The sequence below is a fragment of the Pantoea sp. JK genome, from assembly GCF_026130245.1.
GTDB classification, from domain to species: Bacteria; Pseudomonadota; Gammaproteobacteria; order Enterobacterales; family Enterobacteriaceae; genus Pantoea; species Pantoea trifolii.
Genome location: NZ_JAINFN010000002.1, coordinates 276,688 through 293,020, shown reverse-complemented (window position 1 = coordinate 293,020; position 16,333 = coordinate 276,688). Strand labels below are relative to the sequence as shown.

The 16,333-nt window shown below is 52.1% G+C and carries 14 protein-coding genes; 10 read left to right on the top strand and 4 right to left on the bottom strand.

Features of this window, described 5'->3' with window-relative positions:
* Nucleotides 1-164: 164 nt before the first annotated feature.
* The 3 genes from sppA to pncA all read left to right on the top strand — a co-directional run bounded on the left by sppA (nucleotide 165) and on the right by pncA (nucleotide 3,746).
* Nucleotides 165-2,024, top strand: a complete 1,860-nt coding sequence (gene sppA / locus PanJK_RS05860; RefSeq protein WP_061718756.1) for a signal peptide peptidase SppA — start codon at nucleotides 165-167, stop codon at nucleotides 2,022-2,024.
* Between the two features lie 85 nt (nucleotides 2,025-2,109).
* Nucleotides 2,110-3,123, top strand: a complete 1,014-nt coding sequence (gene ansA, locus PanJK_RS05855; RefSeq protein ID WP_265297982.1) for an asparaginase — start codon at nucleotides 2,110-2,112, stop codon at nucleotides 3,121-3,123.
* Between the two features lie 14 nt (nucleotides 3,124-3,137).
* Nucleotides 3,138-3,746 carry a bifunctional nicotinamidase/pyrazinamidase gene (gene pncA, locus PanJK_RS05850; protein WP_154156339.1) on the top strand — a complete coding sequence of 203 codons (609 nt, stop codon included), beginning with the start codon at nucleotides 3,138-3,140 and terminating at the stop codon, nucleotides 3,744-3,746.
* A 36-nt stretch (nucleotides 3,747-3,782) separates the two neighbouring features.
* Here the strand turns inward: pncA and PanJK_RS05845 are convergent, their stop codons facing one another.
* Both PanJK_RS05845 and msrB read right to left on the bottom strand, forming a co-directional pair.
* On the bottom strand, nucleotides 3,783-4,064 hold the full coding sequence (locus tag PanJK_RS05845; protein ID WP_101764217.1) for a YeaC family protein: 282 nt from the start codon (nucleotides 4,062-4,064) through the stop codon (nucleotides 3,783-3,785).
* Between the two features lie 2 nt (nucleotides 4,065-4,066).
* The gene (gene msrB / locus PanJK_RS05840; RefSeq protein ID WP_008110360.1) at nucleotides 4,067-4,477 is read right to left on the bottom strand and encodes a peptide-methionine (R)-S-oxide reductase MsrB; all 411 of its coding nucleotides are present in this window, start codon (nucleotides 4,475-4,477) and stop codon (nucleotides 4,067-4,069) included.
* Between the two features lie 338 nt (nucleotides 4,478-4,815).
* Between msrB and gapA the strand changes: the two genes are divergently transcribed.
* Nucleotides 4,816-5,814, top strand: coding sequence for a glyceraldehyde-3-phosphate dehydrogenase (gene gapA, locus PanJK_RS05835; RefSeq protein WP_007889697.1), 999 nt, complete (start codon nucleotides 4,816-4,818; stop codon nucleotides 5,812-5,814).
* A 74-nt stretch (nucleotides 5,815-5,888) separates the two neighbouring features.
* On the top strand, nucleotides 5,889-6,761 hold the full coding sequence (locus PanJK_RS05830) for a D-hexose-6-phosphate mutarotase (RefSeq protein WP_265297975.1): 873 nt from the start codon (nucleotides 5,889-5,891) through the stop codon (nucleotides 6,759-6,761).
* A 23-nt stretch (nucleotides 6,762-6,784) separates the two neighbouring features.
* Here the strand turns inward: PanJK_RS05830 and PanJK_RS05825 are convergent, their stop codons facing one another.
* Nucleotides 6,785-7,633, bottom strand: coding sequence for an aldo/keto reductase (locus PanJK_RS05825; protein WP_265297973.1), 849 nt, complete (start codon nucleotides 7,631-7,633; stop codon nucleotides 6,785-6,787).
* 83 nt (nucleotides 7,634-7,716) lie between these two features.
* Nucleotides 7,717-8,466 carry a MipA/OmpV family protein gene (locus PanJK_RS05820; RefSeq protein ID WP_008110363.1) on the bottom strand — a complete coding sequence of 250 codons (750 nt, stop codon included), beginning with the start codon at nucleotides 8,464-8,466 and terminating at the stop codon, nucleotides 7,717-7,719.
* A gap of 407 nt (nucleotides 8,467-8,873) precedes the next feature.
* On the opposite strand from PanJK_RS05820, the gene yeaG reads away from it, so the two are divergent.
* The 5 genes from yeaG to wbaP all read left to right on the top strand — a co-directional run bounded on the left by yeaG (nucleotide 8,874) and on the right by wbaP (nucleotide 16,291).
* Nucleotides 8,874-10,808 (top strand): protein kinase YeaG, encoded by a 1,935-nt coding sequence (gene yeaG / locus PanJK_RS05815; protein WP_008110364.1) that lies wholly within the window; start codon nucleotides 8,874-8,876, stop codon nucleotides 10,806-10,808.
* A gap of 91 nt (nucleotides 10,809-10,899) precedes the next feature.
* On the top strand, nucleotides 10,900-12,177 hold the full coding sequence (locus PanJK_RS05810) for a YeaH/YhbH family protein (RefSeq protein WP_256696589.1): 1,278 nt from the start codon (nucleotides 10,900-10,902) through the stop codon (nucleotides 12,175-12,177).
* Between the two features lie 230 nt (nucleotides 12,178-12,407).
* Nucleotides 12,408-14,135: a potassium/proton antiporter gene (locus PanJK_RS05805; protein ID WP_256696590.1), complete on the top strand. Its 1,728-nt coding sequence runs from the start codon at nucleotides 12,408-12,410 to the stop codon at nucleotides 14,133-14,135.
* A 78-nt stretch (nucleotides 14,136-14,213) separates the two neighbouring features.
* Nucleotides 14,214-14,447 (top strand): DUF1480 family protein, encoded by a 234-nt coding sequence (locus tag PanJK_RS05800; protein ID WP_008110367.1) that lies wholly within the window; start codon nucleotides 14,214-14,216, stop codon nucleotides 14,445-14,447.
* A gap of 377 nt (nucleotides 14,448-14,824) precedes the next feature.
* Nucleotides 14,825-16,291: an undecaprenyl-phosphate galactose phosphotransferase WbaP gene (gene wbaP / locus PanJK_RS05795; RefSeq protein ID WP_008110368.1), complete on the top strand. Its 1,467-nt coding sequence runs from the start codon at nucleotides 14,825-14,827 to the stop codon at nucleotides 16,289-16,291.
* The last annotated feature ends 42 nt before the right edge of the window (nucleotides 16,292-16,333 follow it).

The following is a 16,333-nucleotide window of genomic DNA, read 5'->3' as shown; positions in this document are numbered from 1 at the left end:
TTCTCCCGTGAATAAAAAGCGTGGGCTAATCCTGGCACAGCGCGATCTTTTGTAACAGTCTGGCGCGATTTCCTGCTGACTTTTCGCACGCCGCTCTTTAGGATGAACCCGACATCGGGGCAGACCGCGTGCTGGCTGCCCTGCTACGTGAATATGGAGAGTTTATGCGCACTTTGTGGCGAATTATTTCCGGCCTGTTCCGCTGGACCTGGCGGGTACTGAATTTTATTCGGGAATTTATTCTTAATTTATTTCTTATTGTATTGATCCTGGCGGGCGTCGGGATTTGGCTGCAGGTTTCCAGTTCCAATAGCAGTGAACCTGTGCAGCAAGGCGCGCTGAAAATCGATCTGAGCGGTGTGCTGGTCGACAAACCTTCCGTCAGCAACCGTTTGAGTCGTATCAGCCGCCAACTGTTAGGCGCCAACAGCGATCGCCTGCAGGAGAATTCCCTGTTTGACGTCGTTGACGCGATCCGACAAGCCAAAACCGATAAAAACATCACTGGCATCGTGCTGGAACTGCGTGACTTTGCTGGTGGCGATCAACCTTCGCTGCAATATGTGGGTAAAGCGCTGCGCGAATTCCGTGACGCCGGCAAACCTATTTACGCGGTCGGCGACAGCTATAGCCAGGCGCAATACTACATTGCCAGCTATGCCAACAAGGTCTATCTCTCACCGCAGGGCACGGTTGATCTGCACGGCTTCGCCACCAATGGTCTGTACTACAAGTCTTTACTGGATAAGTTGAAAGTGAACTCGCATGTGTTCCGCGTAGGCACTTACAAATCTGCGGTTGAGCCATTCCTGCGTGACGATATGTCACCGGAAGCGCGCGACGCCGACGGACGCTGGATTGGCCAGTTGTGGCAGAATTACCTGAATACCGTGGCGGCCAATCGTCAGATCACCCCAGAACAGCTGTTCCCTGGCGCAGCCGGCATCATTAGCGGTCTGCAAGCGGTACAAGGCGATACGGCGAAATATGCACTGAACAATAAATTAGTGGATGTGCTGGATACGCGTGCGGCCGCCGATCAGGAACTGGTGAAAACCTTTGGCTGGGACAAGGCAAATAACGATTACCGCAGCGTCAGTATCTACGATTACACCGTTAAACAGCCGCCGCAGAGTCAGGATGGCAATATTGCGGTAATCCTCGCCAGCGGTGCGATTATGGACGGTGAAGAGAGCGCCGGAAACGTCGGCGGTGATACCACGGCCTCGCAGATTCGCGATGCGCGTCTGGATCCGAAAATTAAAGCCATTGTGTTACGTGTCAACAGCCCAGGCGGCAGCGTCACTGCGTCGGAAGCGATTCGTGAAGAACTGGCGGCAGCTCACGATGCGGGTAAACCGGTGGTGGTTTCGATGGGCGGCATGGCAGCATCCGGTGGCTACTGGATTTCAACGCCTGCTGATTACATTGTGGCGGCCCCCAGCACGCTGACCGGTTCCATCGGTATCTTTGGCGTGATTAACACCGTTGAAAACAGCCTGAGTTCGGTAGGTGTGCATACCGATGGCGTGGCTACATCGCCGCTGGCGGACGTCGCCACCACCAAAGCGCTGCCAACCGAAGTGCAGCAGCTGATGCAGCTGACCATTGAGAACGGCTATCGTAACTTCGTGGGCCTGGTGGCGACCTCGCGTCACAAAACGCCTGACGAAATCAATGCGATTGCGCAAGGTCACGTCTGGACCGGTAGCGATGCGAAAGCCAATGGTCTGGTCGATGCATTGGGTGACTTTGACGATGCCGTAGCAAAAGCCGCTGAGTTGGCGAAAGTCGCCAAGCCGGAGTTGAGCTGGTATCAGGATGATCCGGGCATGATCGATCTGCTGCTGAATCAGATGAACGCGTCGGTTCAGGCGGTGTTGCCGGCTGCGCTGAAAGTCTGGCTGCCTGCGCCAATGCTGGACGTGATGAGCGCAATGAAGCAGCAACCTGGCTTACTGAATAACCTTAACGATCCGCAAAATCGCTACGCTTTCTGCCTGAACTGCGGCAACGTACGCTAATCTTTACAGCCCGGCCGCTGGTCGGGCTGCTTTTCGTTTGCAATCCCCTTATACTGCGCGTTTTACGGCAAGTCTGAGTTCATTCATGCAAAAGAAAAATATCTACGTAGCCTACACCGGCGGCACCATCGGGATGCAGCGCTCTGCGCAGGGCTACATTCCGGTATCGGGTCATCTGCAGCAGCAGCTGGCAAACATGCCCGAATTCCATCGGCCTGAAATGCCGGGTTTCACTATCCATGAATATCAGCCGCTGATGGATTCCTCGGACATGACGCCGCAGGATTGGCAATCGATTGCGAACGATATTAAGCAAAACTACGATCGCTACGATGGCTTTGTGATTTTGCATGGTACCGACACCATGGCCTTCACCGCTTCGGCGCTCTCCTTTATGCTGGAGAACCTCGCTAAGCCGGTGATTGTTACCGGCTCGCAGATTCCCCTGGCAGAATTGCGTTCTGATGGTCAGCAAAACCTGCTGAACTCGCTGTACGTAGCGGCCAATTATCCGATCAATGAAGTTGCCCTGTTTTTCAACAACACGCTGTTCCGTGGCAACCGCACCACCAAGGCGCATGCGGACGGCTTTAATGCCTTCGCGTCGCCAAACCTGGCGCCATTGCTGGAAGCGGGCATTCATATCCGCCGGTTAAATACGCCGCCCGCACCGCAAGGTCACGGCGAGCTAATTGTGCATCCGATTACGCCGCAGCCGATTGGCGTGGTGACAATCTATCCGGGTATCTCTGCCGACGTGGTGGGTAACTTCCTGCGCCAGCCGGTGAAAGCGTTGATCCTGCGTTCCTACGGTGTGGGCAACGCGCCGCAAAACGCCGAGTTTCTGTCGGAACTGCAACAGGCCAGCGATCGCGGCATTGTGGTGGTGAATCTGACGCAGTGTATGTCCGGCAAAGTGAATATGGGCGGCTATGCCACCGGCAACGCGCTGGAGCATGCGGGCGTAATCAGCGGTTTTGATCTCACGGTTGAGGCGACATTAACCAAACTGCATTTTTTATTAAGTCAGAACCTCACCAGCGCGGAAATTCGTGCCAAAATGCAGCAGAATTTACGCGGCGAACTGACTGAAGATTGATACGGAGCGAACGAATGAAGCGGGCATTGATAATTATCGATATTCAGAATGATTTTTGCCCCGGCGGCCCAATGGCGGTACGTGATGGTGACCAAACGGTTGCTGTTGCCAATCGATTTGCGCGTGAGTTTCACGATCGGGGCGAATGTGTGGTGGCATTGCAAGACTGGCATCCAGCCAATCACGGCAGCTTCGCCTCAATCTCCGGCGAGCCGGTTTACACGCTGGGCGAATTAAACGGTTTAGCGCAAATCTGGTGGCCGGATCATGGTATTGAGAACTCTGTCGGTGCGGATTTCCATCCTGATCTCGATCGTTCTCTGATTGATGCCGTGTTCCACAAAGGTGGCGATGTTGAGGTGGACAGCTACAGCGCCTTTTTCGATAACGGCCATCGCCGCAAAACAGAACTCGACAGCTGGCTGCGCGAGCGCGGCATCAGCGATTTAGTGATGCTGGGTATTGCGACCGATTACTGCGTCAAATACAGCGTACTGGATGCGCTGGAGTTGGGTTACAACGTGGAGGTGGTTAAAGAAGGCTGCCGCGGCGTGAACCTGAATCCGGATGACAGTGAAATTGCGTTCGAGCAGATGGCGGCGCAAGGTGCGGTATTAATCTGAAAATAAGGGGCTGGTGAGAACCAGCCCTTTGGCTTTTTAGTGCAGATTGATGCGTGTGACATCGGGCTCAATGCCGAACTCTTCTTTCAGCTGTTTCTTCGATTTCATCACCATATCGCCACCTTTGCTGATGGTCATATGTTGGGGATCGTCATTGTGGCGCGCCTGCCACAGCATCACCAATTGCAGGCAATTCTCTTTCTGCTCCGGCGTTAGCGCAACGCCATCCGGCCATTTGCCGATTTCAACCGCCGTGGAGAGTCGTTCGTAGACTTCCGGCGTCATCGCCTCCAGCATCGCTTCCAGTTCCTGTTTCATGCTTAGCCCTCTTGCTGATTGCCCTGCTCATCAGTGAAGTTTAGCGAAGCGGAGTTCACGCAATAGCGCTCGCCGCTTGGCTGTGGGCCATCCGGGAACACATGCCCCAAATGCGCATCACAGTTGCCACAACGAATCTCAACCCGATGCATGCCGTGTGAATCATCTTCCAGATAGCGGATAGCTTCGTCACTGAAAGGCTGATAGAAACTTGGCCAGCCACAGCCTGAATCATATTTGGTTTCGGAGAGAAACAGCGGCGAGTTACAAACTAAGCAGTGGTAAATCCCTTCCTGCTTATTGTGCAGCAAGGCGCCCGAGAAAGGGGGCTCCGTTCCACGATGCTGAGTGACATAGCGCTGCATTTCGGAAAGCTGCGCAATTTTTGCGTCGGGTGCGGTGTCTTTAGCCATTTTGAGTTCCGGAGTGTCATTCTGAAAAAATCGACTAGTATTCTAACAAACGTACAACATCTATCGGGTCTTTTTTCGTGCTAACGCATCCGACATCTCTTCCACAGCACGATTTTGTGATGGCGATCACCCTTTGCAAAAGTCATCCCTTTTCAGCCCGCATTCGGCGTAACATAGGCGCGCAATAAGGGTGCTGCGTAAGCGATTGCGCAACGAATTATTCCTGGTGTTGGAATTGACCTGTCGCAACAATTGACACGATTCCGCTTGACGCCTGGTAAGGTTTTTGTAATTTTACAGCCAACCTTTTATTCACTAACAAATAGCTGGTGGAATATATGACTATCAAAGTAGGTATTAACGGTTTTGGCCGTATCGGTCGCATCGTTTTCCGTGCTGCGCAGCAGCGTTCTGACATCGAAATCGTCGCGATCAACGATCTGCTTGACGCCGATTACATGGCATACATGCTGAAGTATGACTCTACTCACGGTCGTTTTGACGGCACTGTAGAAGTGAAAGATGGTGCACTGATTGTTAACGGTAAGAAAATCCGTGTTACCGCTGAGAAAGACCCGGCTAACCTGAAGTGGGACGAAGTGGGTGTTGACGTTGTTGCTGAAGCGACCGGTATCTTCCTGACCGACGAAACTGCACGTAAACACATCACCGCTGGCGCGAAGAAAGTGGTTCTGACGGGTCCTTCTAAAGACAGCACCCCAATGTTCGTACGTGGCGCTAACTTTGACAAATATGCTGGCCAGGACATCGTTTCTAACGCGTCTTGCACCACTAACTGCCTGGCTCCACTGGCTAAAGTTATCAACGACAACTTCGGTATCGTTGAAGGTCTGATGACCACCGTGCACGCAACTACCGCAACCCAGAAAACCGTTGATGGCCCGTCTCATAAAGACTGGCGTGGCGGCCGTGGCGCAGCGCAGAACATCATCCCATCGTCTACCGGTGCAGCTAAAGCAGTTGGCGTTGTTCTGCCAGAGCTGAACGGTAAACTGACCGGTATGGCGTTCCGCGTTCCTACTCCAAACGTGTCTGTGGTTGACCTGACTGTTCGCCTGGAAAAACCAGCGACCTACAAAGAAATTTGTGCAGTGATCAAAGCTGAGTCAGAAGGCAAAATGAAAGGCGTACTGGGCTACATCGAAGACGACGTGGTTTCTACCGATTTCAACGGCGAAACCCTGACTTCAGTGTTCGATGCTAAAGCAGGTATCGCTCTGAACGACAACTTCGTGAAACTGGTTTCCTGGTACGATAACGAAACTGGTTACTCACACAAGGTTCTGGATCTGATTGCACTGGTTGCTTCTAAGTAAGCTAATCGGCTAAACAGACAAGGGGTGACTTCGGTCGCCCCTTTTTTTCGACTGGATTAAGAGAAGGTCTGACCATGCAAGATACGCTTTATACCCTTCCGGTAGTGAATCAAATCACCCCTTATCTGTCACAGCGTCAGCAGGGTGATTTGCCGATCGTGGTGATCAGCCATCCCAAAGTACGTGCGGCGATTGCCCTGCAAGGCGCACATCTGCTCTCGTGGCAGCCGAGCGGCCAGCAACCGGTGATTTGGCTCAGTGAAAAAACCCCGTTTACGACGGGTAAAGCAATTCGTGGCGGCGTGCCTATTTGCTGGCCGTGGTTTGGTCCGGCAGGCGAACCGGCACACGGTTTTGTACGTAACATGCCATGGACGCTGACCGCCCATGACGAAAACGAAGATGCCGTATTGCTGACTTTCACACTGGAAAGCAACGCACAAACTAAAAAGCTGTGGCCACACGATTTCACCCTGCTCGCTCGTTTCCGCATTGCTGAGCATTGTGAAATTGAGCTGGAAGCCTACGGTGATTATGAAGCCACGGCAGCGCTGCATAGCTACTTCCAGATTGCGGATATCGCGCAGGTCGAAGTGAGCGGATTGGGTAAAAGCTTTATCGATAAGGTTAACGATAATGCGGTTGGCGTATCAGACGGCAAGCAGACCTACCCTAATCGCGTTGATCGTATTCACACGGCGGCGGATGACTGCAGCGTGATTCATGATAGAGCCGGCAAACGTCAGATCGAAGTCTATCACCACTATCAGAGTGACGTTGTCACGTGGAACCCAGGTCCGGAATTGTCCTGCAGCATGGGTGATATGCCAAATCAAGGCTACAAAACCATGGTGTGCGTGGAAACGGCACGCATTAGCAAGCCGTTAAAAAGCGCGGGCGAATCCCCTGCGCGTCTGGGCACCACGATTCGTATCGTCAACAAGTAATAAGATGCGGCGCAGTTGCGCCGCTAAACCACATCCAATGCGGTTTTAGTCAGCGGCGCAGGAAACGCCCGATCGATGATGCACAGCTCTTCAAGGGTCAGATTGACGCCAAGCGCCGCCGCATTTTGCTGCACATGTGCAACGCTGCTGGCTTTTGGAATGGCTAAAACGCCCTGCTGGCGTATCACCCAGGCCAGCATCACTTGCGCCACGCTAATGCCCTTCTGTTGTGCAATCTGTTGAAGATGCGGATCCTCAAATAACGCCTGTCGCAGTCGTCCAGCCTGAGCCAACGGGCAATAGGCCATAATCGGCATCTCGCGCTGCTGACATTGCGGCAGTAGATCGTACTCGATTCCGCGCGACGCTAAGTGGTACAGCACCTGATTAGTTAAACAGGCCTTGCCGCCGGGCTCATGCCACAGTTCCAGCATATCGTCGTGGTCAAAGTTAGAGACGCCCCAATGGCGAATTTTGCCCTGCTGCTGCAACAACTCCATCGCGCGGATGGTTTCTTCTAAGGGCACATTGCCCCGCCAGTGCAGCAGATAGAGATCGAGGTAATCGGTTTGCAAACGCTTAAGACTGCGATCGCAGGCCTCGATAGCGTCAACTTCACCGGCATTCCATGGATAGACCTTCGATACCAGCCAGGCTTGATCGCGTCGACCGCGTAGCGCTTCACCAACCACCTGTTCAGCGCCGCCGTCAGCATACATCTCAGCGGTGTCGATAACCTTGAGGCCAAGATCTAAGCCTGCCTGCAGTGCCGCCACTTCCTGGCTGTGCAATGATGGATTCTCGCCCATATACCAGGTTCCCTGGCCGATGGCGGGTAAAGCTAATTCACCGTGAAATTGAATGGTCTTCATTACTCCTCCTGTTGCGCTAAATTGGGGCTCGGGATTGGTGCAATGTAAGAAAAACGCCTCATTATGAGGCGATCATTTCATCATCAGAAGCTGTAACTGATGCCGGTCCAGAGTGTGTACTGCCCACTCTTGTTGACCATCGGGCTATCTTTGATTTCGCTGTCGAAGCGCGTGTAACGGCCTGACAAGCTGGCGTTCCAGCTTTCAGTGATTTGGTAGCTGGCATTCATCTCAACGTACGGTGACCAGCTGTCATCAGGATGATACTCAGCGATGCCGGTACGCGCACTTTCATGCGATGAAACACCGTAGTAATAACGGTTCTGATTGGCGCTGTTCCACAGCGCGCCAATGCCTGGCGTCAGGCTGAAAGCACCGAAATTAAAGCGATATAAATAGGTGAGATCCCACATCATGCCGTTGCTGTTATTGAGCACATCACCCAGCAATGTGGTTCGCACGATGCCCCAATCAGCGACATGACGATAGTTGGCGCCAGCCATCAGCGTCATACGACGCTTATCCAGCGCTTTCATATCACCCAAATCGTTGTCTTTCGGGTCGTACTCCTGCGGCGATCCCAGCACGGTCAGCGACAGCTGATTCTGCGGGTCTTTCCACAGGTAATAGCCGCCTTGCAGGCTGCGGAACCAGAAGTTTTCACCTTCATAATTAATCACCGGAATCGGCAGATAGCGGTCTTGTCCGCCCCGATAAGGTGACTGCGCGTAAATGACAGATGCGCCAAGAGATAAGGGTTCTGCATGAGTGCCGAACGCCGCAAAATAACAAGGAACAGCCAGAGCAAGCGCTTTAAGTTTGAATTGGTTCACAATTTAATCAGTCCATTAATATAACAATCACACGCAGAGTCTAACCAAATTTTTGCTATCGGTTAACGTTTAATGATGCTCTCTAACCAGCACCGGGAAATAATCTGAGTGGCTGCAACACTCTCGCTGCTTAGGTTGAATGCCTCAGTGCTTATGAGACTTTGTTATTGATATATCGCTGAATAAGGAGAAAAGTGGCTGCAGGTTTTCTGAATGCCTTCTACAGTTAAATGTAAGACGAGACTTTTTGTACGAGCAGAGTAACCATAAGAATTGTGTACCCCGATTAAAAAACGTCAGGTTGGCATAAGGGTTGCTGTACTCAATAAAGAATATCTTCCGGGAGCTGCTACAAACTTTTATTACGCTCCTTTACCTGTGCTAAAAACGAAAGGACGGGCATCGCTATGAATATATTCGATCACTATCGTCAGCGTTATGAAGCTGCCAAGGATGAAGAGTTCTCATTGCAGGAATTCCTCGCCATCTGTAAACAGGATCGCAGTGCCTACGCCAACGCTGCAGAGCGACTATTAATGGCCATCGGTGAGCCGGTGATGGTTGACACTGCGCAAGAGCCACGCCTTTCCCGCATCTTCTCCAACCGCGTCATGGGACGCTACCCTGCGTTCGAAGAGTTTTACGGTATGGAGGAAGCGATTGAGCAAATCGTCTCCTATTTGAAACACGCCGCGCAGGGTTTGGAGGAGAAGAAACAGATCCTTTACTTACTGGGCCCAGTGGGCGGCGGTAAATCCTCGCTGGCGGAGCGCCTGAAAGCGCTGATGCAGCGTGTGCCAATTTATGTGCTGAGCGCCGACGGCGAACGCAGCCCGGTAAACGATCATCCACTCTGCCTGTTTAACCCACAGGAAGATGCCAATATTCTGGAAAAAGAGTATGGCGTACCACGCCGCTACCTTGGCACCATCATGTCGCCTTGGGCGGCAAAGCGCCTGCATGAGTTTGGCGGCGATATTACCCGCTTTAAAGTGGTGAAAGTGTGGCCGTCGATTCTTGAACAGGTGGCGATTGCCAAAACTGAACCGGGTGATGAGAACAATCAGGATATCTCTGCGCTGGTCGGTAAAGTTGATATCCGCAAACTGGAAAATCACGCACAAAACGATCCTGATGCTTACGGCTATTCAGGTGCGTTATGCCGCGCGAACCAAGGTGTGATGGAATTCGTCGAGATGTTTAAAGCACCGATTAAAGTGCTGCATCCGCTGCTGACCGCCACGCAGGAAGGTAACTACAACGGTACCGAAGGGATCTCTGCCCTGCCGTTCAACGGCATCATCCTGGCACACTCCAACGAATCTGAATGGGTCACCTTCCGAAATAACAAAAACAATGAGGCGTTCCTTGACCGTGTTTACATCGTCAAAGTGCCTTACTGCTTACGCGTTTCCGAAGAGATCAAGATCTACAACAAACTGTTGGATCACAGTGAGTTGACCACAGCGCCGTGCGCACCGGGTACGTTAGAAACGCTGGCCCGCTTCTCCATTCTCTCGCGTTTGAAAGAGCCGGAAAACTCCAGCATCTACTCAAAAATGCGTGTTTATGATGGCGAGAGCCTAAAAGATACCGATCCAAAAGCAAAATCCTGGCAGGAATATCACGATTACGCGGGCGTTGATGAGGGCATGAACGGCCTTTCTACCCGCTTTGCGTTTAAAATCCTGTCGCGCGTGTTCAACTTCGACCATGCCGAAGTGGCCGCCAACCCGGTACACCTGTTCTACGTACTGGAGCAGCAAATTGAGCGTGAGCAATTCCCGCAGGATCAAGCCGAGAAGTATCTGGAGCACCTGAAAGGCTACCTGATTCCAAAATACGCCGAGTTTATTGGTAAAGAGATTCAGACCGCCTATCTGGAGTCCTACTCTGAATACGGTCAGAACATCTTTGATCGCTACGTCACCTACGCTGATTTTTGGATCCAGGATCAAGAGTATCGCGATCCTGACACCGGACAGCTGTTTGACCGCGAATCGCTGAACGCTGAGCTGGAAAAGATTGAGAAACCTGCCGGGATCAGTAACCCGAAAGATTTCCGTAACGAGATTGTCAACTTTGTGCTGCGTGCCCGCGCGCAGAATAGTGGGCGCAATCCGAACTGGACCAGCTACGAAAAACTACGCACGGTCATCGAGAAGAAAATGTTCTCGAACACCGAAGAGTTGCTGCCGGTGATTTCTTTCAATACCAAAACCTCAACGGACGAGCAGAAAAAACACGATGATTTTGTCGATCGCATGATGGAAAAAGGCTATACCCGCAAGCAAGTACGTCTGCTGTGCGAATGGTATCTGCGCGTGCGTAAATCTTCATAATCGTTATCTGTAAGCGTCGCGGCGCTTCGGTGCTGCAACAGGAGGCCGGGTTTTCCCGGCCTAAGCTTGCAATGCAGTTTGGGGGATTTTTATGGCCTATTTTATCGATCGGCGTCTCAACGGTAAGAACAAAAGCGCCGTCAACCGGCAGCGCTTTCTGCGCCGTTATAAGGCGCAAATCAAGCAATCGATCTCCGAGGCCATCAATAAGCGTTCGGTGACCGATGTCGAGAGCGGTGAATCGGTCTCGATTCCAATTGACGATATCAATGAGCCGAGTTTCCATCAGGGGCGCGGCGGCAGTCGCCATCGCGTTCATCCTGGAAACGACCATTTCGTGCAAAACGATCGCATTGAACGTCCGCAAGGTGGTGGCGGCAGCGGCGGTAGCGGCCAGGGCAACGCCAGCCAGGACGGTGAAGGCCAGGATGAATTCGTCTTCCAGATTTCCAAAGATGAGTATCTCGATTTGCTGTTCGAAGATTTGGCGCTGCCAAACCTGCGCAAGAATCAGCATCGTCAATTGAACGAGTACAAGACCCATCGCGCCGGTTACACCGCAAACGGTACGCCGGCGAACATCAGCGTGGTGCGTTCTCTGCAGAACTCGCTGGCACGTCGTACGGCGATGACAGCGGGTAAACGCCGCATGCTAAACGAACTGGAAGCCACGTTAACCGAAGTGGAAAACAACGAACCGGCTCAGCTACTGGAAGAGGAGCGTTTACGCAAAGAGATCGCTGAGTTGCGCGCGCGCATCGATCGCGTGCCGTTTATCGATACTTTTGACCTGCGCTACAAAAACTTCGAGAAGCGGCCAGAACCCTCCAGCCAGGCCGTGATGTTCTGTTTGATGGACGTGTCAGGTTCGATGGATCAGGCCACCAAAGATATGGCGAAGCGTTTCTACATTCTGCTGTATCTGTTCCTGAGCCGTACTTATAAGAACGTCGACGTGGTTTACATTCGCCATCACACTCAGGCGAAGGAGGTCGACGAACAGGAGTTCTTCTACTCGCAGGAAACCGGCGGCACCATTGTTTCCAGTGCACTGAAGTTGATGGATGAAGTGGTTAAAGAGCGTTATGACCCATCACAGTGGAACATCTATGCGGCGCAAGCGTCGGATGGTGATAACTGGGCCGATGATTCACCGCTCTGCCACGAGATTCTAGCCAAGCATATTCTGCCGGTTGTGCGCTATTACAGCTATATCGAAATCACGCGCCGCGCGCACCAGACCTTGTGGCGTGAGTATGAGCATCTACAGGCGATGTTTGATAACTTCGCAATCCAGCATATTCGCGAGCCAGAAGACATCTACCCAGTATTTAGAGAACTTTTTCACAAGCAGGCTACAGAAGCCTAAGTCTTTAAGCCGGTCACTGACCGGCTTTTTCTTTGCAGCAGCCCCGCTCACTTCCCGCCATTTCTTGTTGTTTTTTCATACAAATTTAGCTGTATATGGGATACGCCCCCACAGAATGAAAAAATGTGCAATTAAGCGCTGACAAGCTATTGATAAGGCATTATCTTTCCACCTTGTCTGTGTGAATCCCCCGCAGTTTGTCTTTTTTGCCCCGCCGCAGGAGAACGCCGTTGAATACCAGCATGATTTACAGTGTGTTTATTATTGGGTCCGTGCTGGTAGCAGCAAGTATTTTACTCAGTTCCTTTTCCTCGCGCCTTGGCATTCCGATTCTGGTGATCTTTCTCGCACTCGGCATGTTGGCCGGCATTGATGGTATTGGTGGCATCGCGTTTGATAACTATCCGGTTGCCTATCTGGTCTCTAACCTGGCGTTAGCCATCATCTTGCTTGATGGCGGTATGCGCACCAAAGCGACCTCGCTAAAAGTGGCGCTCGGCCCGGCGCTATCGCTGGCGACGGTCGGGGTGATGATCACCGCAGGTTTAACCGGCGTTGCCGCAGCCTGGTTGTTTAAACTCGACCTGATGCAGGGCTTCCTGATTGGCGCGATTATCGGTTCCACCGATGCCGCCGCTGTATTTTCGTTGCTGGGTGATAAAGGCCTCAACGAACGTGTCAGCTCCACGCTGGAGATTGAATCTGGCAGCAACGACCCGATGGCGGTGTTTCTCACCATCACGCTGATCGACATGATTCAGCAAGGCCAGTCAGGTTTGAGCTGGATGTTCGTGGTGCATCTGGTGCAGCAGTTTGGTCTCGGCATTGTATTAGGTCTTGGCGGCGGCTGGGCGCTGCAGCAATTGATTAACCGCATCAATCTTGCACAAGGTTTGTATCCCTTGCTAGCGTTAAGCGGCGGCATCATCGTGTTTGCGCTGACCACGGTGATGGAAGGCAGCGGTATTCTGGCGGTGTATCTTTGCGGCTTCCTGCTGGGCAACAGCCCGATTCGCAACCGCCACGGTATTTTGCAAACCTTCGACGGCATGGCATGGCTAAGCCAAATCGGCATGTTTATAGTGCTGGGTTTGCTGGTGACGCCTTCGGATTTGTGGCACATCGCGGTGCCGGCGATGATACTGTCGCTGTGGTTGATTCTGGTAGCGCGCCCGCTGTCAATTCTGGTGGGCCTGTTGCCTTTCAAGGGCTTTACTGGACGCGAACGTATCTTTATCAGTTGGGTGGGCTTACGTGGCGCGGTGCCGATCATCCTCGCCGTCTTCCCGATGATGGCCGGACTGGAAAACGCCAAGCTCTACTTCAATATCGCCTTCTTTGTGGTGCTGGTATCGCTGATGCTGCAAGGTACGTCGCTGGGCTATGCCGCGAAACGCGCCAAAGTAGTGGTGCCGCCAACCGCCTCGCCAATTAGCCGGGTGGGACTGGATATCCATCCGGAGAATCCGTGGGAGCAATTCATTTACCAGTTGGGCGCAGACAAGTGGTGCGTTGGCGCGGCGCTGCGTGATTTGCAGATGCCTCGCGAAACCCGCATCGCCGCCCTGTTCCGTGACAACGTATTGATGCACCCCAATGGCAACACGCGTCTGAAGGAAGGCGATGTGCTGTGTGTGATTGGCCGGGAACGCGATCTCCCCGCATTGGGTAAAATGTTCAGCCAATCGCCGCCCGTCTCGCTCGATCAACGCTTCTTCGGCGACTTTATCCTTGATGCCGAGGCACGTTTGAAAGATGTGGCGCAAATTTATGGCCTTGAGCTGGATGAACAAACCAACGATCAGCAGTCGCTAGGACAGCTGGTGATGAGTTTGCTGGGCAGTACGCCGGTGGTTGGCGATCAGGTGGAATGGAACCAGTTAACCTGGACGGTGGCAGAAAAAGAAGACAATCAAATCGTGAAAATTGGCGTACGCGTAATGGAAGACAAGGAATAATCCGAGGCCATTTTCGCTCGTAAACTGCGCGTGAACGACTATGCTCACTATTCAACCCAGTTAATACGGGAGAATGTAATGGGACACGTGGTGAAGATTGGTCGTTATGAAATTGTTGATGCAGAGTTCAATACTGACAATGGCGACACTGTGAGTATTCCCTGCCATACCAATCCCGGCCTGAGTGACCAACTCGACGGTTGGGATGTGGATACCAGTGTACCGGCATGGATTGATGAAGAGGCTGTCGATCTGCAAATCGGACACTACGATAAGCAGCAGGATCTGTGGGTACTGAAAAAACCTGCCTGACTGGCTGGCGCCGCCATTGATGGAAATGGCGGTCATTCCGAAAAGCCGTCTTAAAATGAAGCGTTATTTCCGCGATTAATTAACTTTTAACATTATTTTTCAAATAGATAGCCAATTTTTTCTTGAGTCATTTTTTTCCTTTTCAGACTATTTCCATATTAACTCTGTCAAATAACTCCTGCATACTCTTAAACGTTGCTGCAGCTTTTCGTGACGTGCATCACGTCCTAAACGGTCCTTTCCTTGCAGCGCTTATGGCAGCACAGACTTATAAATCGCTGAAAGAATTATTCTTTCTGCTTTTCAGCGGATCACTCCTGAGCGCGTACTTGATTCTGGTCAGGCCATCTTTTACTTAAGAAAAGAGAGCAGGTTTTATGGCAAGTACTTTGATAATGAATGATGCAACCCGCTCGTGGAGCGGACTGCGCAAAAACCTCATCGCAAAAGTTGCACTTAGTTTCTCCGATTTAATAGCGTTAAATCTGGCATTGTTTTTATCTGCCGCCACCGTTCAAGGTATTTGGGGCGAACTGGATACGTTTATTCCGCCTCAGCAGATTGAATACCGGTTTATTGCCCAATTTAGCCTTTCTATTCTTTGCACCGCCTGGTTCTGGGTGCGTATGCGTCACTATACCTATCGCAAACCGTTTTGGTTTGAATTGAAAGAAGTGATTAAAACCCTGTTCGTTTTTTCTCTGCTTGATCTGGCATTGATTGCCTTTTCAAAATGGGACTTCTCGCGCATGGTTTGGGTGTTCAGCTGGACTTACGCCCTGCTGCTGCTGCCGCTGATGCGTGCCGTGGTAAAACGCGCGATCAACCGTGCAGGTCAGTGGCAGAAGGAAACCATCATTATTGGTTCCGGTAAAAACGCCATGGAAGCCTATGCGGCGCTGCAGAGCGAAGAGATCCTGGGTTACAACGTGCAGGCGTTCATTTCACTGGACGATGACCAACAGCACGAAAAAGTGAATGGTGTGCCGGTGATCACCTGGAAAGACATCAACTGGCAAACCATGGACCGTGACAACACGCAATTTATCGTCGCCACCGAATTTGAGCAGCAAGTGGTGCGCGATAAATGGCTGAAGTTCCTGTCCAAAATGAAGTGCCGTTCGATTTCCGTGATCCCAACGCTGCGCGGCGTACCGCTGTATGGCACCGACATGTCATTCATCTTTAGCCATGAAGTGATGATCCTGCGCGTCAGCAACAATCTGGCAAAACGCTCTTCACGCTTCCTGAAACGCACCTTTGATATTGTGGTGGCATCCATGCTGCTGCTGTTCCTCGGTCCGGTATTTGGTCTGTTGTGTGCGATGGTGAAACGTGACGGCGGCAATGCGATTTATGGTCATGAACGCGTTGGACAGGATGGCGTTAAGTTTAAGTGCCTGAAGTTCCGCTCGATGGTGACCAACTCGCAGGAAGTGCTGCAAAATCTGCTGGCGACCAGCGAGGAAGCGCGCGCTGAATGGGATCGTGATTTCAAACTGAAAAACGATCCGCGCGTGACCAAAATTGGTAACTTCCTGCGCAAAACCAGCCTTGATGAGCTGCCACAGTTGTGGAACGTGATTCGCGGCGAAATGAGTCTGGTCGGTCCGCGTCCGGTGATTGAAGCGGAACTGGAACGTTATGCCGGTGATGTGGATTACTACCTGATGGCGAAACCGGGCATGACCGGCTTGTGGCAGGTCAGCGGCCGTAACGACATCGACTACGATACGCGCGTTTACTTCGATTCCTGGTACGTAAAAAACTGGGCATTGTGGACTGACATTGCGATTCTGTTCAAAACCGCTGGCGTAGTGGTCCGTCGCGACGGTGCTTACTAATACCCTCGAGGCGATGCCTGCGCACTTCGGCAGGCATCGCTT